We start from the raw sequence: 20,541 nt of genomic DNA, 5'->3' as shown, positions 1-20,541 counted from the left end.
GATCATTGACCGACAAGAAGAATGATCAGGATACTGGACCCACCTTACCGCCGTGTCGGGGGAACGACAGGGAGGTATCATGGATTTGATAGAGCAACCAGTCAGATGGACTGAGCAGGAGCCTGAGTGTTAAGCAAAGAGTGGTTACAGTTGTCGGCGGATATGGAGCTGGCCTGCCTGCGCATCCTGCCCGGGCTGGACGAGCCGGTGCGCGAAGCCGATGTGTTCAGCCTGCTGCTCGCCTCCAACTGTCGCCGCTATCAGCCCCTGCACGAGGGGATCAAGCAGGTGGTCAGCCTGCTCAATGCCCTGCAGGCCAAGCCGGACGCCCCCATCCCTCCCAATCCCGTCCCCATCGCCAGGCGCCAGGACGCCCGGCTGATGATACTGATCGACAGCGACAAGATGACGGCCCGGGCCCAGATCACCTGCGACTGGGGCGGCAAGCCGCTCACCCTGGACGCCTTGCAGCAGGCCCTCGGCGAGAGCGAAGTGAACAGCGGCGTGCAGGGCATACTGCTCGAGCAGGCCGTCAGGCTCGCCCGGGAGGGAGCCCCCGGCAGCCTGATCCAGCCCGCCATCGCCTACGGCATCGCCCCCATTGCCGGCCAGGACACCCGCTTCGAGCGCCTGGTCGATACCCCGTCCGATCGCATCCTCAAGCCTCAGGAAACGGAGAACGGCAAGGTGGATCTGCGCGACCTCGGTACCCTGGTGACGGTCCGGGCGGGGGAGCCGCTGATGCGCCGCCACCCGGCGACCCAGGGCTCACCCGGCCTGACGGTCACGGGCCAGACCCTGCCGGTCAAGCCGGGCAAGGAGCTGGCCATGGAACCCGGGGTCGGCACCGAGACAGCCAGTGACGACCCCAACCTGCTGCTCGCCAGCCGCCCCGGCCTCCCCTGCCTCGAGAAGCAGGGCATGCGGGTCGATGATGTGCTCAGCCTCAAGCAGGTGGATGCCCGCAGCGGCCATGTGACGTTCGAGGGGGCCCTCATCATCAGCGGCGACGTGTTCGCCGGCATGCGGATCCGGGCCAGTGGCGACGTGGTGATCGGTGGCTTCGTGGAGGGGGCCGACGTCGAGTCCGGCGGCGCCATCACGGTGCGCCACGGGGTCATCGGCCGCAAGACGGAGGATGACGAGCCCCTGTGCCGACTCAGCGCCCAGGGGGAGATCCACGCCGCCTATGCCCAGTACGCCAGGCTGGAGGCGGGGGGCAATATCCATATCCAGACCCAGCTCACCCACTGCCACACCCGCAGCGGTCAGGATCTGCTGGTCGGCGACAGCGCCATGCGCAAGGGCACCCTGCTCGGCGGCATCAGCATCGCCAATCGCCAGATCCAGGCCCCCAGCATAGGCGCCAGTGCCGCCAACCATACCCGGCTGCAGATCCTTGGCGGCTACTTCAGCCACAAGCAGCAGGAGCAGGAGCTCAAACAGCGCAAGCAAGCCTGCCGCGATCAGCTGCTCAAGGTGCAGGATCTGCTGCTCAAGCTGCTGCAGCTGCCGCGGGAGAAGCGCAATCCCGAGACCCTGGACAAGATCAAGACCCTGCGCCAGCAATACCTGGGCCAGAGCAAGGGGCTGGATGCCAAGCTGGACGAGGCCCAGCAGGCCCTGCAGCAGCTGCTCGGCGAGATGGCGATCACCGCCACCCAGCGCCTCTATGCCGGTGTCGAGGTGGAGCTGGCCAACAGCAGCTACCGGGTCGACATCGACCATGGCCCCATTCGTATCGCCTTCAAGCAGGAACAGATAGTGTTGCAGCCTCTGGAAGGACGCAAATAAGTCATACCACGCCCCTTCAGGCAGGATCGGAGCGTCTTGCCACCCCGGAGGACGTACGGCCAGTCATCACTCAATCCCTCGAGGGCCGGGTCAGCCATGCCGTGATCCCTGACCCGAACTTGGGTACACTGCCAGCCTTGCACGCCACACAAAGCAGGTAACAGTCGATGTACAAACTGATCGCATTGGATATGGATGGCACTCTGCTCACCCCCCAGGGCACCATCTCCCCTCGCACCCATGCTGCCATCACCGCCGCCCGCGCCAGGGGCGTGACCGTGGTGCTGGCCTCCGGTCGTCCCCTGGAGGGCATGACCCGCTACCTGGAAGAGCTGGGGATGACGGGGCCGGAAGATTATGTGATCAGCTACAACGGCGCCATGGTGCAACGGGTCGCCGACGGCGCCCGGATCCGCAGCCAGCTGCTGACCGGGGCCGATGCCAGCCTGGTGGCGCGTCTGGCCGAGCAGCATGGGGTCAATGTCCACGGCTTCTCGGTGCGCCAGGGCCTCATCAGCCCCCGCCTGAGCCACTACACCGAGCACGAGTCCCGCCTGACCGGCATGCCGGTCAACCTGGTCGACTTCGCCACCCTGCCCCCGGACGAGGCGATCCTCAAGGTGATGATGATCGACGAGCCCGCCCTGCTGAGCCGGGCCATCGCCGCCCTGCCGGCGCAGCTCTATCAGGACTACACAGTGGTGCAGAGCGCCCCCTACTTCCTCGAGATCATGAACAAGCAGAGCCACAAGGGGAGTGGAGTCGCCGCCCTGGCCGAGCACCTGGGCCTGGATGCCAGCCAGGTGATCGCCGTAGGGGATGCGGGCAACGACAGCCACATGATCGAATACGCCGGCCTCGGCGTCGCCATGGGCAACGCCACCGACCCCCTCAAGGCCCTGGCCCAGCACATCACCAGCCGCAACGATGAGGACGGGGTCGCCCGGGTCATCGAAACCTTCGTGCTGGCCTGATCCCAACGGCCAGCCCCATCCGGCAGGATACCTGCCGGATGTTTAATATATCCACCCATCAAGCCAGCCACAGCTCCGAACTAGCCCCCACTCTTCCCATCAAACGGGCGATGACGCCATATCCGCCCCATGTTGATTAACATAAACCACTCATTTTGTTTGACATATTTAACGGCCTTGGCAGACTGAAATCAGGATCCAGGCTCTCGCCGCTGCGCGCCTTCTCCTGACATCAGCCGATGCGAGCCCGGGATCTCCTAAACTTGCCTTGAGGCAGGCCCTGATATCGGTCAGGGCGAGCCCAAGGCGCAAGGGTCCCTCGGGACCGCAAAGGAATGCCAAGGTGATCTATGTCTGCACATACCCCATCCGCCCCAACCCGCAAGCCCCTGGTTCTGATGACCATGGGCAGCCAGGCCCGCAACGGCCATGACTATCAGGTGATGACCCACAAGTACATCAAACCCCTGGTGGAGATCAGCGACTGCACCCCGCTGCTGGTGCCCACCTGCTGCGGCACCGAGGCTCTCGAGCACTATCTCTCCCTGGCCGATGGCGTCTATCTGAGCGGCGCCGGATCCAACATAGATCCCGCCCTCTATGGCCAGCAGAATCTGACCCCGGACAAGGCCCAGGACAGGGAGCGGGATCTGTTCGACATCGCCCTGGTGCGGGCCGCCATCGACAAGGGCGTGCCCATCCTCGGTATCTGTCGCGGCATGCAGGAGATCAACGTCGCCCTGGGAGGGGACATACATCAGAAGGTCTACAGCGAACCCGGCTTCGATGATCATCGCGAGGATCCCGATGATCCGCCCGAGCTGCAGTATGGCGAGAGCCACATGGTCGAGCTGGTGGAGGGGAGCTGGTTTGCCGACCTGATGGGCAGCCGCCGCATCCCGGTCAACTCGCTCCATGGTCAGGCCATCAGGCGCCTGGGCAAGGGGCTCGCCCCCCTGGCCCATGCCGAGGACGGGGTGATCGAGGCGATCCATGCCCCCAGCCTGCCCCAGTTCACCCTGGCGGTGCAGTGGCACCCGGAGTGGCACGCCAGCGAAAACCCTCACTCGGTCAAGATCTTCACCGCCTTCGGCGAGGCCTGCCGACGGCAAGCCGCCCGCCGCTGACCGGCGCCAGGAGGCAAGAGCCAAAGAGGGGCCCGCGGGCCCCTCTTTGACTGTCTGCCTGTTGCCTCAGGGCCCTGGCCTCACTCGCCAAAGCCCCTGGCCTTGAGCTTGGGCAGGCCGCCGCGCACCGGTCGCAGGCCGCGGCAGGCATCCAGCCCCTTGAGCCCCCGCTGGATATGGTCGGGGGAGTGGCCAAAGACCATGCCATTGCTGCGATAGAGGTTGTTGTCGTCGAGCTCGAACCGCTCTCCGCCGATGAGCAGGGGCCGCCTGCCCTCCTCCTCCTTGCCGCGCTTGAGGGGCAGGACGAGGTCGGTCAGTATCTCCCCCGTGGCGCAGCCCTCGCGCCAGCGAGCCTCATCGGAGAAGGGGGGGATGGCTATTTCGCGCCAGGATCCATCCCCGAATTCGACCCTATAGTGGTCGGTCAGCAGATCGCAGCCTGCCAGCAGACCCAGGCATCCCAACAGACAGTAACGACTCAGCCGCGGCATCTCCCCCTCCTGTCCAGCCGGGGCAGCAGGGTGGCGGCACCGCCGCGGCGCATCTGCGGCCTCATGATGGCGCCCACTCATGGCCAAGCAGCAGGGGGTCCAGCTCTTCGAGCCTGCTCAACATGAGATCCGGCAGCTGGCTGAGGCGGCGCCAGTCACCCTGGCCTTCATTGAGCCAGGCGACGCGATAGCCCTGCCGGCGAGCCCCCAGCACGTCGCTGCGCTCATGGTCTCCCACGTGCAATATTTCGGCGGGAGCCAGCCCGAGATCCCGGGCCGCCGCCACGAACATGTCGGGGGCGGGCTTCATCAGGGTGCCGGCGCCGGCCTGGTAAACGGTGCGAAAGTAGCCATCTAGCCCGGCCCGGGCCAGATCCAGGTTGCCATTGGTGATGGCCACCAGGGGGTAACGCCGGGCCAGGGCCGCCAACAGGCGATGGGTGCTGGCGGGCACCGCTACGGCGGATCGCTCGGCCAGAAAGCCGGCAAACACCTCGGCGGCGGCACGCTCGGCCGAGGCGGCGTCCATGCCGCCTTCCCGCAGTGCCCGCCCCAGGCTGATCCTGCGAGCCAGGCTGACATCGTGATGCAGGGCGGGATCCTCCAGCAGCACCTGGCGCTTGCAGGCGTGCCAGCGCTCGGCATCCAGCATGGCCCCCGCCAGGTATTCGCTGCGCAGATGAGCCAGCATCCAGGCCTCGGCGCGCGCTATGTTGGGACCGTTGTCATAGAGGGTGTCATCGAGATCGAAGGAAATCGCCTTGACCGGCTGCCAGCGGCGGAAAAAAACCATGCTCACTCCTGTTCGTCATCCTTGCCGACGCCATGGCGCCTGGCCCTGGGGTGGGCGCCATCATAGACCTTGGCAAGGTGCTGAAAGTCGAGGTGGGTGTAGATCTGGGTGGTGGAGAGGTTGGCGTGGCCGAGCAGCTCCTGCACCGCCCGCAGATCCCCCGACGACTCCAGCATATGGGTCGCGAAGCTGTGCCTGAGCTTGTGGGGATGCACATGGGCGTTGAGGGCCTGCTTGCCGCCCCAGCCATCGAGGCGCATCTGCACCGAGCGGGCCGAGAGGCGCCGCCTCTGCCTGGAGACGAAGAGGGCAGGCTCCTCGGCCGGGGCCAGGGCCGGGCGCAGGGCCAACCACTTGTGCAGCCACTCCAGCGCCATGCGCCCTATGGGCAGCACCCGCTCCCGCGAGCCCTTGCCCACCACCCGCAGCTGGCGATCGTCCAGGCGCAGATCGGTCAGATCCAGCCCCACCAGCTCCGCCAGCCGCAGGCCGGAGGAGTACATCAGCTCCATGATGGCGCGATCCCGCACCGCCAGCGGATCCTGCTCGTCGGTGATGTTGAGCAGCTGATACATCTCGTCCACGTCCAGGTTCTTGGGCAGGGGACGCCCCTGCTTGGGGGTGCTGATGCCCCGCGCCGGGTTCGCCGCCAGTCGCCCCTGGCGCACCTGCCAGTCACAGAAGCTGCGCAGGGCAGAGAGCTTGGTGGCGAGCGAGCGGGGCGCCAGCCCCCCCTTGTGCATCCGGCTCATCAGGCTGCGCACCTGGCTCGCCTCGAGCCCGGACCACTGGCTCAGCCCCAGCGTCACCAGCTGGCCCGTCATGGCGATGAGGTGAGCCAGATAGTGGTTGCGGGTGTGGGCGCTCAGCTGGCGCTCCACCCTCAGGTATTCGATGAAATCGCCGAGATCCTGCGCCAACGCGGGGGGCAGGCCGGCGAGCCCGTCAGCGCTGGCCGTCACGGATCAAGGCCGGCAACCGCAGCTGCAACAGGCGGCCGAGCTGGCCGAGCAGCAGAGGGTCGTTGTGGGGGGTGAAGTGACCGGGATCCGGGCTGGCGAAGGCCAGCAGGCCCAGATCGCCCAGGCGCATCAGCGCCACCGAGCCCACCAGTACCCCCTGACCGAACAGCAGCTGCTGTTCGCTCTGATTGAGGCGGCCGAAGTAGAAGCCCTGGCCGGGCAGACGCTGGCCCATCAGCTGCTCCATCCCCTTGCCCGTCGCGAGGAAACGCGCTCCTTCCTCCCCCGGCTGACACTGCCTGGGATTGAGCCAGAGCCGCAGCCCGGACAGGCGCAGCCGCTCGACGAAGGCCTGCCGCATGGCGTTCACCAGCTCGCCCAGGGTCTGGCAGCCATGGATGTCGCCATAGAGATCCGTGTAGACGCGAAAGATCCGCTCGTTCTCGCTGGCCAGGCTCATCAGCTCGGTGATCTCCAGCTCCAGCCGCTCGATGCGGTCGCGCTGGCGCTCGAGCTGGCGCTCCACCAGGGAGACGCTGCCCCTGCGCTCATGGGGGATGCGCACCCGATCCAGCAGGCTCGCGTGTCGTTGAAAAAATTCGGGGTAACGGGCTAGGTATGCCAGCACCTCGGCCTCATCGACCTCATGCTCCTGCCGTTTCGCTTCACTCATGCTTGTTCAATCCCGTCTTGATGGTCCTGTGGGCGCCAGATGTGCCGACACAGGGGACCCTGTGGTCCAGGCCCCCTATTAGAACCCTATCGGGGCGTCAAATACAGTCGCGTTTGCAGATGGGGGCATAGGCTCCCGCACCGGGCAGAAGAACGGCGGCCCGGGCCGCCGATCCTCACAGCTCTATCTGGCCGTCGAACACATGCTCGGCAGGGCCAGTCATGTAGACCGGCTGACCCGGCCCCTTCCAGGCGATGGTCAGCTTGCCGCCGGGCAGGGAGACGGTCACCCGCTCCTTGAGCTTGCCCTGGCTCATGCCGATCACCGCGGCGGCGCAGGCCCCGGTGCCGCAGGCCAGGGTCTCCCCCACCCCGCGCTCGAACACCCTCAGCCGGATCTGGGTGGCATCCACCAACTCCATGAAGCCGACGTTGACCCGCTCGGGGAAACGCTCGTGGCGCTCCATGATGGGGCCAAGAGTCTCGACCGGGGCATCATCCACCGAGGGAACCTCGATGACGCAGTGGGGATTGCCCATGGAGACGGCGCCGCACATGACGGTGTGCTCCTGGGCCCGCAACAGGTAGGTCTTCTCCGCCTTCTGGGCGCGAAACGGGATCTTGCCCGGCTCGAACTGGGGCACCCCCATGTTGACCGTGACCTGCCCCTCGTTCTCAAGCTGAAGGGTAATGCGGCCACGGGCCGTGCTGACCGAGATCCTGTCCCGGTTGATCAGCCCCTTGAGCCGCACGAAGCGGGCGAAGCAACGGGCGCCATTGCCGCACTGCTCCACCTCGCTGCCATCGGCATTGAAGATACGGTAGTGAAAATCGAGCTCGGGATCATAGGGCGGCTCCACCAGCAGCAGCTGGTCGAACCCTATCCCGAAGTGGCGATCCGCCAGCTTCTTGATGACGTCGTTGCTGAAGAACACCTTCTGGGTGACGCCATCCACCACCATGAAGTCGTTTCCCAGGCCATGCATCTTGGAAAATTCAATCAACATCTTTTTTCCCTGCGCTGTTCAGGCCGCAATAAAGGTCGTACATCACCATGAAGTCGTTATCCGAGGCCCCATGCATCCTGGAAAAATCAATCAACATCTTTTTTCCCTGCGCTGTTCAGGCCGCAATAAAGGTCGCTCACCACCATGAAGTCGTTATCCGAGGCCCCATGCATCCTGGAAAAATCAATATCCCGCGTTCAATACAGGGACGCGCCGGAGCAGCCCTCGCCCTCCCGCGCTCCCCTGCCCGGATCACGGCAGCAGGTGTTCGCCCTGCCAGAGCGAGGCCAGCGGCTCACGCTCGCGGATGAGGAACGCCTGGTCACCGTCCACCAGCACCTCGGCGGCGCGGGGACGGGTGTTGTAGTTCGATGACATGGTAAAGCCATAGGCACCGGCGGAACGCACCGCCAGCAAGGATCCCTCGGCAATGGCCAGGGTGCGCTCCTTGCCGAGGAAGTCGCCGGTCTCGCACACCGGGCCCACCACGTCGTAGAGGGCCGGCGCGTGAGCGGCCTGGCTGTCCACCTCTATGATGTTCATCCAGGCGCCATAGAGAGACGGGCGCAGCAGGTCGTTCATGCCGGCGTCGATCAACGCGAAGTTGCGGGTCTCGCCCGGCTTGAGGTACTCGACCCGGGTCAGCAGCACGCCGGCGTTGGCGACGATGGCACGCCCCGGCTCGAACAGCAGGGTCAGGTCGCGGCCCGCCAGCTTGGCCTTGAGCGCCTCGGCGTATTCGGTCGGGTGCGGCGGCTGCTCGGCGCCATAGTTGACCCCGAGGCCGCCGCCCACGTCCAGGTGATGGATATGGATGCCTTCACCGGCCAGCTCGTCGATCAGCCGCAGCAGCTTGTCCGCCGCCTCCATAAAGGGATTCAATTCAGTCAGTTGAGAACCGATATGGCAATCCACCCCCTTGATGGCGATGTTGGCCATGGCGGCCGCCTTGCGATAGATGGCGGGTGCCTGCTCGATGGGGATGCCAAACTTGTTCTGTTTGAGTCCGGTTGAGATGTAGGGGTGGGTGCCGGCATCGATGTCCGGGTTGACCCGCACCGAGATGGGGGCCACCTTGCCCATGCTGGCGGCGACCCGGTTGAGACGCTCCAGCTCGGCTTCGGACTCCAGATTGAAGCAGAGGATCTCTTTCTCCAGCGCGAGGCGCATCTCGGCCTCACTCTTGGCCACGCCGGAGAAGACCACCTTGGCCGGATCCCCGCCCGCCGCCAGCACCCGCGACAGCTCGCCGCCGGAGACGATGTCAAAACCGGAGCCCAGGCGGGCCAGCAGGTTCAGGATGGCGATGTTGGAGTTGGCCTTGACCGCGTAGCAGACCAGGTGGGGTATGTCCCCCGCCGCCTGATCGAAGGCATGCCAGTGGCGCTCCAGGGTGGCGCGGGAGTAGACGTAGAGCGGGGTGCCGTGCTGCTCGGCCAGTTGCTGCAGCGAGGTCTGTTCGGCCTGCAGCTGACCGGCGGCATTGTAGTTAAAGTGATCCAAGGGGCGGTTCCTTCCAAATTATGACGAGTGCGGCGCAGCCTCTGGGGTCGACTCGGCCGGGGTCTGGGGTGCGCTCTGCTGGCCATCCGACGAGTCGGTCGGCGCCTGGGCTGGCTGGGCCTCTTGCTCCTGCGGCTGCTCGGCAGGCGGCATATAGAGAGGACCTTTCAGGCCACAGGCGACCAGGGCGAGAGAGAGAAGCGCGGCAGACAGGCACCGGACGAGTTGAGTAATCATAATGGTTCGCTGCGAAAAATTTTTTGGCCCTCTATAATCGCACTCACATTGTTAAAAGCAACAGGATAAACCGATGAAGGATCACGAGTATCACGCCCTGGTAGACACCTTTTTCCAGTCTGTGGAAGACCGCATAGACGCGAACTACCCGGATATCGATTGTGAGCGGGCGGGCGGCGTGCTGACCCTGGTGTTCGAGAACAAGACCAAGGTCATCCTCAACAAGCAAGAGCCCCTGCACCAGATCTGGGTCGCCACCCGGGAGAACGGCTTCCACTTCGAGCTGCAAGGGGACACCTGGATAGACAACCGCTTCGGCCACGAGCTCAAGGCCCTGCTCGCGCGCGCCTGCACCCAGCAGTCCGGCGAGGACGTGCGCTTTCCATGATTGACATCCATCCCGCTGGCGCCCGCCATGCCGTGATCTGGCTCCATGGCCTGGGGGACTCCGGCGCCGGGCTGGCCCCCCTGGTGGAGGCGCTGGCCTTGCCCGCCGACCTGCCCATCCGCCACCTGCTGCCCGATGCCCCCGAGCGCCCCATCACCATCAACATGGGCTGCAAGATGCGCGGCTGGTACGACATCAGAAGCTTCGACGACCCGGCGGATCGCGCCGTGGAAGCCCATGTCCGCGAGTCCGCGACTCGTATCGCCGCCCTGCTGAGTCAACTGGTGGCCGAAGGCTTTGCCCCGGGCAACATCGTCCTGGCCGGCTTCTCCCAGGGGGGCGTGATCGCCTCCTTCACCGCCCTGAGTTATCCGGCCACCCTGGCGGGCCTGCTCTGCATGTCCACCTACCTGGCGGCGCCGGATAGGCTGGTCGAGGAGATGAGCGAGGCCGCCCGCGCCCTGCCCATCTGCTACATGCACGGCATCTATGACGACGTGGTGCCCCTCTCCATGGGGTGGGATGCCAAGCAGCGGCTGGAGGCGGCGGGCCTGGCCCTCGCGTGGCACGAATACCCGATGCGCCACGAGATCTGCCGGCCCCAGCTGGCGGATATCCGCGCCTGGCTGCTGGCGCGCCTCCTGCCCTGACCCGGCGACGTTCGCAACAGCGAGAGGGCCTGCATTGCAGGCCCTCTTCATATCATGGTGGCTGGTTCAGCCCACTTCCCGCGCCGGGCTCTGGGGCTCGCGCCCCAGCCCCTGGCTGCGATAGGGGATCACCTCCAGCGCTTCCCCCTTCTCCACTATCTCGTAGTACTGGGGCAGGTTGAAGTTGACGGGCTGACCATCGTCACCGAACCGCTCGTGGCTCGAGGTGTAGAAGCGGTTGACCCCGGCCACCAGCTCATCCTTGTTGCCGGCGAAGTGCTGGTAGATCTCCACCCGGTTCGCTTCGTCCAGGATATAGATGTTGGTGCCCGCATTGCGGGTATCGAAGAAGAACTGCACCAGGCCTTCGCTGGCGTAGGCATCGACGATGCCGGGCAGGTGCTGGCTGTGGGTCTTGTCGAGGCGCAGCGGCAGGTGATCCAGCTTGTTGTGGGAGATGTGCCGGTAGAAGTCGATGGCATTCTCCAGCTTCTTGACCGAGACCCCGCGCCGCTCGAAGAAGATGCCGTACTTCTCCTTGCCGAGGACCAGCGTCTTGACCAGCTGCTGCTTGTCCCGGGCCAGACGCAGCTCGATGCACTCGGCCACCAGCTGCTGGAAGCGGGAGCGCACCAGGGAGCGGAAGTGCTGGCTGTAACAGAACACGGCGATGGTCTCGGGGGCCGCCGCATCCTGGTGCATCTTGCCGAGTATGGTGGTGAGGGCATCGACCACGGCCTCGTCACCGCGAAAATGCAGGGTGCGGATCTCGCTCCAGGAGTTGCGATAGACCAGATCCACCGACCCCACCAGACACTCCAGGTTGCGACCAAACGAGAAGACGTCCGCGCTGTTGGCATCGAACTCGATCACCTGTCCGACCCAGTGACTGGTGGGATCCACCTCCAGGTTGAGGTAGATGGAGAGCTGGCGGATCTCGCAGGGGCGGCTCAGGGCGAGGTTGGTGGCGCGGGGATACTTGATCGGGAAGCAGCCGGCCAGATCGCGACAGAACTGATGCAGGTTGTCGATATGCAGATCCGAGCCCTGGTTGAACAGGTGCACCCGGGACTGGGGCGTGAGCAGATCGTTGAAATAGGCCCAGGCCACCAGCTTGCTGATGTAGCTGTTATGCTCGAGCGGCGCCCGCCCTATGATGTCCGCCGGCTCCAGGGACTGCTTGTAGAGGTACCAGCCGGCACGATTGAGCCGCCCATGAGGCACCTGCACCAGGCTGAGATCCGGCTCGCTCAGATCCGGCGCTATCTTGAGGTTGATGCGCTGCACCTTGCCCGGCAGGCTCTCGAACGCGGCATAGAGCTTGCGCGACAGTATGCCGATGTCTTCCGGGTTGATGGACTCGCTGATGTTGTTGCGCCGGGCGAACTGGATCAGGTTGCGATAGCTCTGCATCAGGGCCTCGAGCAGCTCGGCATAGGCCACCTTGACCTGCTCCACCTTCCACTCCTGGCGATGATCCAGATGATGGAGCCGCGCCGGGCTCCAGCCCCAGTAGTCCACCAGCTGCGCCAGCTGCTCCCGCCGCCACTGGGGCGACCCCTCCTGGTTGGGATGACTCAGGCCGTCACACACCTTGAGGTAGAAGCAGCGGCGCACCAGGTCCAGTCGCGCCATGTCACCGATGGACTTGAGGTAGTTGGTCACCTTGTCCAGCATCAGGCAATAGTTGTCCTGACGAAAGCTCATGCCCTCGTTTTGCTGGAACCAGTCGCGGCTGATGAAGGAGAGCAGCCGGGTGTTGGGGTACTCGTGGGAGTAAGCCTCCATCAGCACCGATTTGAGCACCGCCTTGTAGGGGGAGTCGATGCCCTTGTAGAGCTGCCAGAGCGCCGAACCGAAATACTCCTCGGCCGGAATGCGGTTGAAGCTGCCCAGATCGAGCCAGTCATCCTGACTGAGCTGACCGCTCGCAAACAGGCCGGTCACATACTCGTCGTAACGTTCATCGTATTCACGGGGCACCAGGTACCAGAGCAGCCGCTTGCCCGCGATGTGCATGGCGCTGCGGTAGAACTCGTCGAGCAGCAAGAGGTGCTGGGCACTGCCGCAGCTCTCTCCCTGCATCTGGGCATCGTTGTGCTGGCGGAACTTGTCTTCGGGGATGAGGAAGAAGTTGAGATCCACCCCCCGCTGTTCGGCCCACTTGGAGAGTTGCTGGCACTTCTGATCCAGCAGGGCCAGCCGATCCGGCGAGAGGCCGGCCACATGGCAGACCCAGATGTCGAGATCCGAGTGGCAGCACTGACCGATGGAGGAGGTGCTGCCCATGGAGTAGAGCCCCTGGATAGCCCGATCCGTGGTCGCCAGCCCCCCCTGGCAGTTGGCGTTCTGGCACAGGTCTTCGATGAAGGCTTGCTGCACGCCATCGGCCTTGAAACTCCAGATCCCATGGGGCACATCCCCCGCCACATAACCGGGCAGGAGGGGATGATTGAAGTGCAGCATGACGGGCAGCAGGTGAAACACCTGCTGCCCGTAGCGACTCATTAGACCTAGCGCCCGCTGCGTCTTGAGACGATTGATCTCGTCATAACGCGACACGAGCACATCGAGTTGTGCCAGCAATGACCTGCCTATATGGGGGTTGCAATTGACGCACCAAAACGGTGAAACGTCAAGAAAGTGTGATCATGTTAACAATGCTAACTGCGGTGGTAAACAAGCCCACAGCGAATAGCTGGATTATTTGTGACCGTCAGTTTAACAGTATCAGCAGAAAATAAATAAATACTTTTAAATCATTCAGTTAACATTCAGCGTGGACCGAGAGAAAACCCCTTTTTCCCTTCATTTTTTGCCAGAATCCCGCTTTTGCGGCCCACGCCATGAAAGCCCCTGCAAAGGGTGGTAAGATCATTTCCCTTCTAAATATGAAACAACTGATTGATATGGCAGCCCGTACCCTGAGAATCGCCACACGCAAGAGCCCACTGGCCCTGTGGCAGGCCAACTTCGTCAAAGAGCGGCTCGAGGCCCTGCACCCACAGCTCGTCGTCGAGCTGCTGCCCATGAGCACCCAGGGTGACAAGATTTTGGATACCCCTCTGGCCAAAGTCGGCGGAAAAGGGCTGTTCGTCAAAGAGTTGGAAACCGCCATGCTGGAAGGCCGGGCAGATATCGCCGTTCACTCCATGAAAGACGTGCCGGTTGAATTTCCGGCAGGATTGGGACTGAGAACCATCTGCGAGCGGGAAGACCCCCGCGATGCCTTCGTCTCCAACCGCTTCGCCAACGTGGCCGACCTGCCCCAGGGCGCCGTGGTCGGCACCTCCAGCCTGCGCCGTCAGTGCCAGCTGCGCGCCGCCCGGCCGGACCTGGTGGTGCGCGACCTGCGTGGCAACGTCAACACCCGCCTCGCCAAGCTCGATGCCGGCGACTATGACGCCATCATACTGGCGGCGGCCGGCCTGCTGCGCCTGGAGATGGCGGAGCGGATCCGCGCCTTCATCGAGCCCGAGCAGAGCCTGCCCGCCAATGGTCAGGGGGCGGTCGGCATCGAGTGTCGCGACGACGACCACGAGCTGCACGCCCTGCTGGCGCCGCTGGAACACGCCGAGACCCGGGCCCGGGTGCTGACCGAGCGCGCCATGAACCGCGCCCTGCAAGGGGGATGTCAGGTACCGATCGGTGCCTACGCCCTGGTGCAGGGGGACGAGGTCTGGCTGCGTGGCCTGGTGGGCAGCCCGGACGGCAGCCGGGTGCTGCGTGACGAGATCCGCGGCCCCCTCGCCCAGGGAGAGGCCCTGGGCCAGCAGCTGGCCGAACGCCTGCTCGCCGCCGGTGCCGACCAGATACTGGCCGAGGTCTATCAGGCATGACGACGCCGGGCGGCCTCTGCGAGAGGGGGATCTCCCGGTGAAGCCCCTGGTGGTTCGCCCCGCCGGGCAAGGCGCGGAGCTGGCACGCTTGCTGCGCCGCCATGGCCACGACCCCCACCCCTGCACCCTGCTCACCCTGGGCCCGGGCAACGAACTCGAACGGCTGCCCGCCCTGCTGGCCCAGGCGGATATCGTCATCGCCGTCAGCGTCCATGCCGTGCTTTTTGCTGATCATTTTCTGTTGCAAACTGGTCAGACCTGGCCAAATATTGACTACCTTGCGGTGGGGGATGCCAGTGCGGCGGCCTTCGCCGAACGCGGCATCAGGGCCCTCTGCCCGTCCGATCCCCGCAGCGAAGGCCTGCTGGCCCTGCCCGCCCTGCAAGGGGTGGCGGGCAAAAACGTGCTCATCTTGCGCGGCAACGGCGGCCGGGATCTCATCGCCCAAACGCTGGCCTCGAGGGGGGCTCTGGTGCACTATTGTTGCACCTATGAACGCCACTACCCCGAGCAGGATGGCGCGGCGCTGACCCAGGAGTGGCAACAGGCCGGGGTCGACAGCCTGCTCGTCACCAGCGGGGAGTTGTTGCAGCGTCTACAGACGCTGGTACCGGATGCTCGACACCCCTGGCTGCACGGCTGCCAGTTGGTGGTCCCCAGTGCCCGGGTGGCCGAGATGGCCGAAGGGTTGGGTTTTCTCCATATCACGATTGCCCAGGGGGCAGCCAATCCGGCCCTGCTGGCCGCCCTGGAACAGAGGAAGATGCGATGACAGAACAACAAGACGTGCAAACGAGCGACGCGTCAGGCCAGGAGGCCGCCACCCTGGCCACTCACGCTGCCAGCCAGGCCGCCGCTCAGCCACAGCAACCGGCCCAGAGCAAGGGCCGCGCCGGCGTGCTCATGGGGGGGCTTGCCATCCTGATCGCCCTGGGGCTGACCGGGGGTCTCTACTATCACGGTCATCAGGGCGCCCTGGCGCAACAGGCCGAGCTGGGGCAACTCAAGCAGCAACTGACCCAGGTCAGCGATCGCCTCGCCAACAGCGGCAGCGAAGAGCGTGCCCGGCTCGGTGAACTGGGCAAGGTGCAGCAGGCCCTGCAAGAGGAGTTCAAAGGCTTGCAGAACCGGGTGCTGGACCTCAACGACAAGCGTCCCAATGACTGGATGCTGGCCGAATCCGAGTATCTGGTGCGCATGGCGGGCCGCAAGCTCTGGCTGGAACACGATCTCGTCTCCGCCATCACCCTGCTCGGCAACGCCGACGAGCGCATCAAGGCCCTCAACGATCCCAGCCTGATGCCCATTCGCAAATCCCTGGCCGAGGACATCACCCGGCTCAAGGCGATGCCGCGCATCGACCGCGAGGGGCTGACCCTCAAGCTGGCCGCCCTCGAAGATCAGATAGAACTCCTGCCCCTCTCCAACGTCACCATGCCCGCCGCCCAGGAGCAGCAGAGCCAGGCCGTCAGCAGCAATCCGGACGAGTGGGAGAGCAACCTGAAGAAGAACTGGGTCAGGTTCACCGAGAACTTCATCACCATTCGCCGCCGGGATGGCGCGGTCGAGGCGCTCATCTCGCCCCAGCAGGAGATCTACCTGCGCGAGAACCTCAAGACCAAGCTGCTGCAGGCCCAGCTCGCCGTCTACCGCGAACAGCAGGGACTCTACGAAGACAGCATCGACAAGGCGCAGCGCTGGCTCGGCCAGTACTTCGACACCGACAACAGCGCGACCCGCTACCTGCTGGGCGAGCTCGACAAGCTCAAGGGCGAGCAGATCCAGTTCGACTACCCGGACAAGTTCAGCTCCCAGGCCCTGCTCGAGCAGGTCTTGACCGAGCGCCTGCAACGCATCGCGACCGGTAACTGAGGAGAGTCCCATGATCCGTTTGATTATTCTGGTTGCCGTCATGGTGGCGGGCCTGGCCTTCGGCCCCGAGGCATCGGGCAACAAGGGTTATGTGATGATCTCCCTTGGCAACTACACGGTGGAATCCTCCGTGACCAGCGCCGTCATCCTCGCCATCCTATTTTACGGCCTGCTGTTGGCCGTGGAGTGGCTGCTGGCGCGGGTATTCGGGCTGCGCCGCAGAACCCTCGGCTGGTATGGCTCCCGTCGACGCCGCAAGGCCAACCAGCAGACGGTGGCCGCGACCCTGGCCTTCGCCGAGGGCCAGTATGGCCAGGCGGAGAAGCTGATGGTGAAGGGGGCCCGCAACAGCGAGACCCCCCTGCTCAACTACCTCTCCGCCGCCAAGGCGGCCCAGGCCAGGGGGGATGAGCGTCGCCGGGATCACTACCTGCAACAGGCCCAGGAGGAGCATCCCAAGGCCGAGCTGGCTCTGACCCTGACCCAGACCCAGCTGCAGATAGAGCAGGGCCAGTACGAGAGCGCCCTCGCCACCCTGGAATCCCTGCGGGCCCTCAATCCCCGCCATCCCATGGTGCTGGATCAGTTGCGCCAGGTGCAGCTCGCCCGCCAGGACTGGCCGGCCCTGCTGGAGCTGATCCCCATACTGCACAAGGTCGGCAGGCTCACCCCCAAGGAGGAGGAGGCGCTGACCCATCAGGCCTGGATCGGCCGCCTGCAGCAAGGCGCGGGCGACGCCGACAAGCTGGCCGCCATCTGGCAGGCCATGCCCAAGAAGCTGCGTCAGGATCCCGAGCTGCTGCTCGGCTATGGCCGCCAGCTGCAGACCCTGCAAGGGGACCAGGCCGCCGCCCGGCTCTGGCTCGACGCCCTGCGCAAAGAGGCTCATCCCGAGCTGCTGGCCGAGCTGCCCCGGCTGCGCCTGGATGATTATCAGCCGCTGCTGACCCTGCTTGGCAAGATGCAGGACAAACCCGGCGCCCAGGCGGCCCTCGCCCAAGTCTGCCTGCTGGCCGGCCAGCTGGACGAGGCTCAGCAGCTGCTGGAGCAGGAGCTCGCCAAGGCGCCGAGCGCCGCCCTCTGCCACGCCATGGGCCAGCTGATGGACAAGCGCCGCCTCACCAACAAGGCCAACGAGTACTATCGCCAGGCACTGCAACTCGCCGGCATCTAGTCCCCAGCCGACACGACCGACACGAAAAGAGGCCGCGATTGCGGCCTCTTTTCATATGGCGCCGGTGTGGGCCAGGACAATGGCGTCCTCAGGAGGTTAGTCGCTCCCATTCACCGAGCAGCCAGATGGCCTCCCCTCTGTGGCTGCCGCACACGTCCACCATGGGGCGAAAGCCGCCGCACACGGCCGGTCGCTCCGGCAGGCCAAACAGGCGGCAACCCAGCCGCTCGTCGAGTTGAACACAGGGCACGCCGGCGGGCTTGCCCTGGGGCATGCCGGGGATGGCACTGCTGATACTGGGGGCGATGCAGCAGGCTGCGCAGCCGGAGCGACATTCCATGACGACGTCCATCCAAGGGGGAAGCCCAGTCTACCCCAGCGCCCGGCAACGGCTTACCACTATCTCGGCTGCCCCCGTCATCAGGCAAGTTATCGCGCAACCGCTCACCGTTGAGGTCGCTCACGGCCCGGCCTCGCGCGCCGGAGCCTGAATGACGCCAGCACTCACTCCCCCTGAAAACAACAAGCCCGGCACAGGGCCGGGCTTGTCTCACGCGCGCGTCAATCAGCGGGATCAGAGGATGATGTCGCGAATGACCTCGTCCTTGCGATCCAGGTAATGGATGGACTTGATGCGGCGGATGGTTCTGGACTTGCCACGGATCAACAGGGTCTCTGTGGTCGCCATGACGCCATCGCTGCTGATGCCTTCCAGCAGGTCGCCCTTGGTGATGCCAGTCGCCGAGAAGATGACGTTGTCGTTCTTGGCCAAGTCTTCCAGCTTGAGCACCCTGGTGACGTCGATACCCAGATCGATGCAACGGGCTATCTCCTGCTCCCCCAGGGCACGGGCATTGGCATCGTCCCCCTTGACCTGGTGGCGAGGCATGAGGCGAGCCTGCATGTCGCCGTCCAGGGCGCGGATCACCGCCGCCGAGATGACCCCTTCCGGTGCGCCACCGATGCCATAGAGCATGTCGACTTCGCTGTCCGGCAGACAGGTGAGGATGGACGCGGCGACGTCACCGTCGGGAATGGCGAACACCCGCACCCCCAGCCCCTGCATCTCCTTGATTGCCTTGTCATGACGCGGCTTGGCCAGGGTGATGACGGTCAGGCGGGAGAGCGGCTTGCCGAGCGCCTTGGCCACGGCCTTGAGGTTCAGCTCCAATCCCAGGCTCAGGTCGATCACGCCCTTGGCCTTGGGACCCACGATCAGCTTTTCCATGTACATGTCGGGGGCCTTGAGGAAGGAGCCCTTGTCGCCGACGGCCAGCACGGCCAGGGCATTGGACTGGCCCATGGCCGTCATGCGGGTTCCCTCGATCGGGTCGACAGCGATGTCTACCGCATCCCCCTGGCCCGTGCCCACCTGCTCCCCGATGTAGAGCATGGGAGCCTCGTCGATCTCACCCTCGCCGATCACTATCTCGCCATTGATATCGATCTGGTTGAGGATATGACGCATGGCCGCCACGGCCGCACCATCGGCGATATTCTTGTCACCACGTCCGAGCCACTTGTAGCCAGCCAGTGCAGCCGCTTCCGTCACTCGGGAAAATTCGATTGCCAGTTCACGTCTCATCGCTAATCCAACCTATTGGAGCTCGAAAAACGGGCGGCATTCTACCACAAGGGCAAACCTTTGCGCGCAAAACTGCGCGGTTGCCGTATTTTTACCGCCCGGCCAGCCAACATCCCCCCTTCCGCCCTGTCACCAAACCGACACACAACCACCATTTAGACTTCATTTTTCAGTCACGCAGCCGTCATCCAGCCTCCCTAGCATAGCCCCGTCTTTTACAGCAAAAGCTTGCAACACAAGGGATTAAGATGAAAAAGCTGACAGTAGTAGCGCTGGCAATGACCGCCGCCTTCCAGGCCCAGGCCGTCGAAGTTTTCAAGAATGACACCACCAAGCTCGACCTCTATGGCCGCATCTATGCCGGCCACTTCTTCGGTGACAAGAAGGAGCTGGATGACAACGGTGACATCAAGAACGACTACAGCGGCAAGCAGGGTGCGAACCAGTTCGTCCGCTTCGGTGCCAAGGTCGACAGCCAGATCAACAGCAACCTCAAGGCGCTGGCCCAGTACGAGCTGCAGCTGTACGTCAACGACAGCGAGAAGACCATCAGTGACAACTCGGACAACATGCGTACCCGCCTGGCCTTCGCCGGGGTGGGCGCCGACTGGGGCAATGTCACCTTCGGCCGCCAGAAAGGGGCCCCGGGCTTCCTGGCTGACTGGACCGATGTCTCCCTCTCCGATGGCTACGGCAACGAGGCGCTGGGCGCCAAGACCGACACCTTCGCCACCAACCGCGCCGGTTCCGTGCTGAAATACTCGGGCCTGTTCAACGGCTTCCAGATCGATACCAGCTACAAGTTCGATGGTGGCGACACCGAAGACGAGGGCAGCAAGGACAGCGATCCGGCCTACGGCGCCGCCGTCGCCTACACCTTCCCGTTCAACCTCTCCCTCGGTACCGCCTACAACGTCGGCCTGCGCCAGGAGGATGGCGAGAAGGACGCCAAGCTGTGGCTCATCTCCGCCAAGTATGACGACAAGGCCGTCTACGCCGCCCTGAGTTATGCCGACGGCAGCGACTTCCTGGGGACCGACAAGGACCACACGGGTTGGGAAGCCGCCCTGGGTTACAACTTTAGCAACGGCATCGGCCTGATGGCCCTGTGGAACAAGCAGGAGATCGAGCAGAAGGGCAAGGATGACGTCGACTCCATCGACTACTACACCCTGGGCGCCCAGTACAAGTTCAACAGCAACTTCCGGGTGATCGGCGAGTACCGCATCAACAACCTGGACAGCCAGTCGGACCAGGCCGTCGCCAACAAGGACGACTTCCAACTGGCCGCCCGCTACGACTTCTAAGTCAGACCCGGCCCAGAAACGACAAGACCGCCCATCGTGAAGTGAACCCCGAAAGTTGGACACCCAACGAGTAGGGGTTCTTCGTTTCTATGGGAAAGCAAAAATACTCGACCGACTTCAAACGTCAGGTCGTTCTTCACTATCTCAACGGTCATGACGGTGC

At 64.3% G+C, this 20,541-nt stretch carries 20 protein-coding genes; 10 read left to right on the top strand and 10 right to left on the bottom strand.

Features of this window, described 5'->3' with window-relative positions; genetic code table 11:
• Positions 1 to 126 precede the first annotated feature (126 nt).
• From ACLHZ1_RS15465 to ACLHZ1_RS15455, 3 genes are all read left to right on the top strand, one after another.
• Positions 127 to 1,794, top strand: a complete 1,668-nt coding sequence (locus ACLHZ1_RS15465) for a DUF342 domain-containing protein (RefSeq protein WP_427262803.1) — start codon at positions 127 to 129, stop codon at positions 1,792 to 1,794.
• Positions 1,795 to 1,961: 167 nt separating this feature from the next.
• The gene (gene yidA, locus ACLHZ1_RS15460; protein ID WP_408796253.1) at positions 1,962 to 2,768 is read left to right on the top strand and encodes a sugar-phosphatase; all 807 of its coding nucleotides are present in this window, start codon (positions 1,962 to 1,964) and stop codon (positions 2,766 to 2,768) included.
• 350 nt (positions 2,769 to 3,118) lie between these two features.
• Positions 3,119 to 3,895 (top strand): gamma-glutamyl-gamma-aminobutyrate hydrolase family protein, encoded by a 777-nt coding sequence (locus tag ACLHZ1_RS15455; protein ID WP_427262802.1) that lies wholly within the window; start codon positions 3,119 to 3,121, stop codon positions 3,893 to 3,895.
• Between the two features lie 80 nt (positions 3,896 to 3,975).
• Here the strand turns inward: ACLHZ1_RS15455 and ACLHZ1_RS15450 are convergent, their stop codons facing one another.
• From ACLHZ1_RS15450 to lptM, 7 genes are all read right to left on the bottom strand, one after another.
• Positions 3,976 to 4,389 carry a hypothetical protein gene (locus ACLHZ1_RS15450; protein WP_427262801.1) on the bottom strand — a complete coding sequence of 138 codons (414 nt, stop codon included), beginning with the start codon at positions 4,387 to 4,389 and terminating at the stop codon, positions 3,976 to 3,978.
• Positions 4,390 to 4,450: 61 nt separating this feature from the next.
• A complete protein-coding gene (locus tag ACLHZ1_RS15445) occupies positions 4,451 to 5,182 on the bottom strand; it encodes an HAD-IA family hydrolase (protein WP_427262800.1) in 732 nt (243 codons plus the stop codon).
• 2 nt (positions 5,183 to 5,184) lie between these two features.
• A complete protein-coding gene (xerC, locus tag ACLHZ1_RS15440) occupies positions 5,185 to 6,144 on the bottom strand; it encodes a tyrosine recombinase XerC (protein ID WP_427262799.1) in 960 nt (319 codons plus the stop codon).
• Positions 6,128 to 6,817: a DUF484 family protein gene (locus ACLHZ1_RS15435; protein ID WP_427262798.1), complete on the bottom strand. Its 690-nt coding sequence runs from the start codon at positions 6,815 to 6,817 to the stop codon at positions 6,128 to 6,130. The genes xerC and ACLHZ1_RS15435 overlap by 17 nt, the downstream gene beginning before the upstream one ends.
• Before the next feature lie 175 nt (positions 6,818 to 6,992).
• A complete protein-coding gene (gene dapF, locus ACLHZ1_RS15430) occupies positions 6,993 to 7,823 on the bottom strand; it encodes a diaminopimelate epimerase (protein ID WP_427262797.1) in 831 nt (276 codons plus the stop codon).
• Between the two features lie 252 nt (positions 7,824 to 8,075).
• On the bottom strand, positions 8,076 to 9,326 hold the full coding sequence (gene lysA / locus ACLHZ1_RS15425; RefSeq protein WP_427262796.1) for a diaminopimelate decarboxylase: 1,251 nt from the start codon (positions 9,324 to 9,326) through the stop codon (positions 8,076 to 8,078).
• A gap of 18 nt (positions 9,327 to 9,344) precedes the next feature.
• A complete protein-coding gene (gene lptM / locus ACLHZ1_RS15420; protein ID WP_408796269.1) occupies positions 9,345 to 9,563 on the bottom strand; it encodes an LPS translocon maturation chaperone LptM in 219 nt (72 codons plus the stop codon).
• 73 nt (positions 9,564 to 9,636) lie between these two features.
• On the opposite strand from lptM, the gene cyaY reads away from it, so the two are divergent.
• Together cyaY and ACLHZ1_RS15410 are read left to right on the top strand one after the other, a co-directional pair.
• The gene (cyaY, locus tag ACLHZ1_RS15415) at positions 9,637 to 9,951 is read left to right on the top strand and encodes an iron donor protein CyaY (protein ID WP_042000644.1); all 315 of its coding nucleotides are present in this window, start codon (positions 9,637 to 9,639) and stop codon (positions 9,949 to 9,951) included.
• Positions 9,948 to 10,601: an alpha/beta hydrolase gene (locus tag ACLHZ1_RS15410; protein ID WP_427262795.1), complete on the top strand. Its 654-nt coding sequence runs from the start codon at positions 9,948 to 9,950 to the stop codon at positions 10,599 to 10,601. Before cyaY ends, ACLHZ1_RS15410 begins: the two co-directional genes overlap by 4 nt.
• A 66-nt stretch (positions 10,602 to 10,667) precedes the next feature.
• Here ACLHZ1_RS15410 and ACLHZ1_RS15405 read toward each other — a convergent pair whose 3' ends face one another.
• Positions 10,668 to 13,187, bottom strand: a complete 2,520-nt coding sequence (locus tag ACLHZ1_RS15405; protein WP_427262794.1) for a class I adenylate cyclase — start codon at positions 13,185 to 13,187, stop codon at positions 10,668 to 10,670.
• 323 nt (positions 13,188 to 13,510) lie between these two features.
• Between ACLHZ1_RS15405 and hemC the strand changes: the two genes are divergently transcribed.
• Genes hemC through ACLHZ1_RS15385 form a run of 4 tightly spaced genes read left to right on the top strand, consistent with a single transcriptional unit; the run spans position 13,511 to position 17,486 of the window.
• Positions 13,511 to 14,440, top strand: a complete 930-nt coding sequence (gene hemC, locus ACLHZ1_RS15400; RefSeq protein ID WP_427262793.1) for a hydroxymethylbilane synthase — start codon at positions 13,511 to 13,513, stop codon at positions 14,438 to 14,440.
• Positions 14,441 to 14,477: 37 nt separating this feature from the next.
• On the top strand, positions 14,478 to 15,212 hold the full coding sequence (locus tag ACLHZ1_RS15395; protein WP_427262792.1) for a uroporphyrinogen-III synthase: 735 nt from the start codon (positions 14,478 to 14,480) through the stop codon (positions 15,210 to 15,212).
• Positions 15,209 to 16,312 carry a uroporphyrinogen-III C-methyltransferase gene (locus ACLHZ1_RS15390; protein WP_427262791.1) on the top strand — a complete coding sequence of 368 codons (1,104 nt, stop codon included), beginning with the start codon at positions 15,209 to 15,211 and terminating at the stop codon, positions 16,310 to 16,312. Before ACLHZ1_RS15395 ends, ACLHZ1_RS15390 begins: the two co-directional genes overlap by 4 nt.
• A gap of 10 nt (positions 16,313 to 16,322) precedes the next feature.
• A complete protein-coding gene (locus ACLHZ1_RS15385; RefSeq protein WP_427262790.1) occupies positions 16,323 to 17,486 on the top strand; it encodes a heme biosynthesis HemY N-terminal domain-containing protein in 1,164 nt (387 codons plus the stop codon).
• 88 nt (positions 17,487 to 17,574) lie between these two features.
• Here ACLHZ1_RS15385 and ACLHZ1_RS15380 read toward each other — a convergent pair whose 3' ends face one another.
• Together ACLHZ1_RS15380 and glpX are read right to left on the bottom strand one after the other, a co-directional pair.
• Positions 17,575 to 17,826, bottom strand: a complete 252-nt coding sequence (locus tag ACLHZ1_RS15380; RefSeq protein WP_408796287.1) for a YkgJ family cysteine cluster protein — start codon at positions 17,824 to 17,826, stop codon at positions 17,575 to 17,577.
• A gap of 234 nt (positions 17,827 to 18,060) precedes the next feature.
• On the bottom strand, positions 18,061 to 19,071 hold the full coding sequence (gene glpX, locus ACLHZ1_RS15375) for a class II fructose-bisphosphatase (protein ID WP_427262789.1): 1,011 nt from the start codon (positions 19,069 to 19,071) through the stop codon (positions 18,061 to 18,063).
• A gap of 248 nt (positions 19,072 to 19,319) precedes the next feature.
• Here glpX and ACLHZ1_RS15370 point away from each other — a divergent pair, with 248 nt between their 5' ends.
• On the top strand, positions 19,320 to 20,378 hold the full coding sequence (locus ACLHZ1_RS15370; RefSeq protein WP_427262788.1) for a porin: 1,059 nt from the start codon (positions 19,320 to 19,322) through the stop codon (positions 20,376 to 20,378).
• The last annotated feature ends 163 nt before the right edge of the window (positions 20,379 to 20,541 follow it).

Origin of the sequence: Aeromonas sobria, assembly GCF_050266975.1 — a bacterium.
Taxonomy (GTDB): Bacteria; Pseudomonadota; Gammaproteobacteria; order Enterobacterales; family Aeromonadaceae; genus Aeromonas; species Aeromonas sobria_B.
The sequence above is the reverse complement of the archived record's forward strand: the minus strand, read 5'-3'. Positions and strand labels throughout refer to the sequence as shown.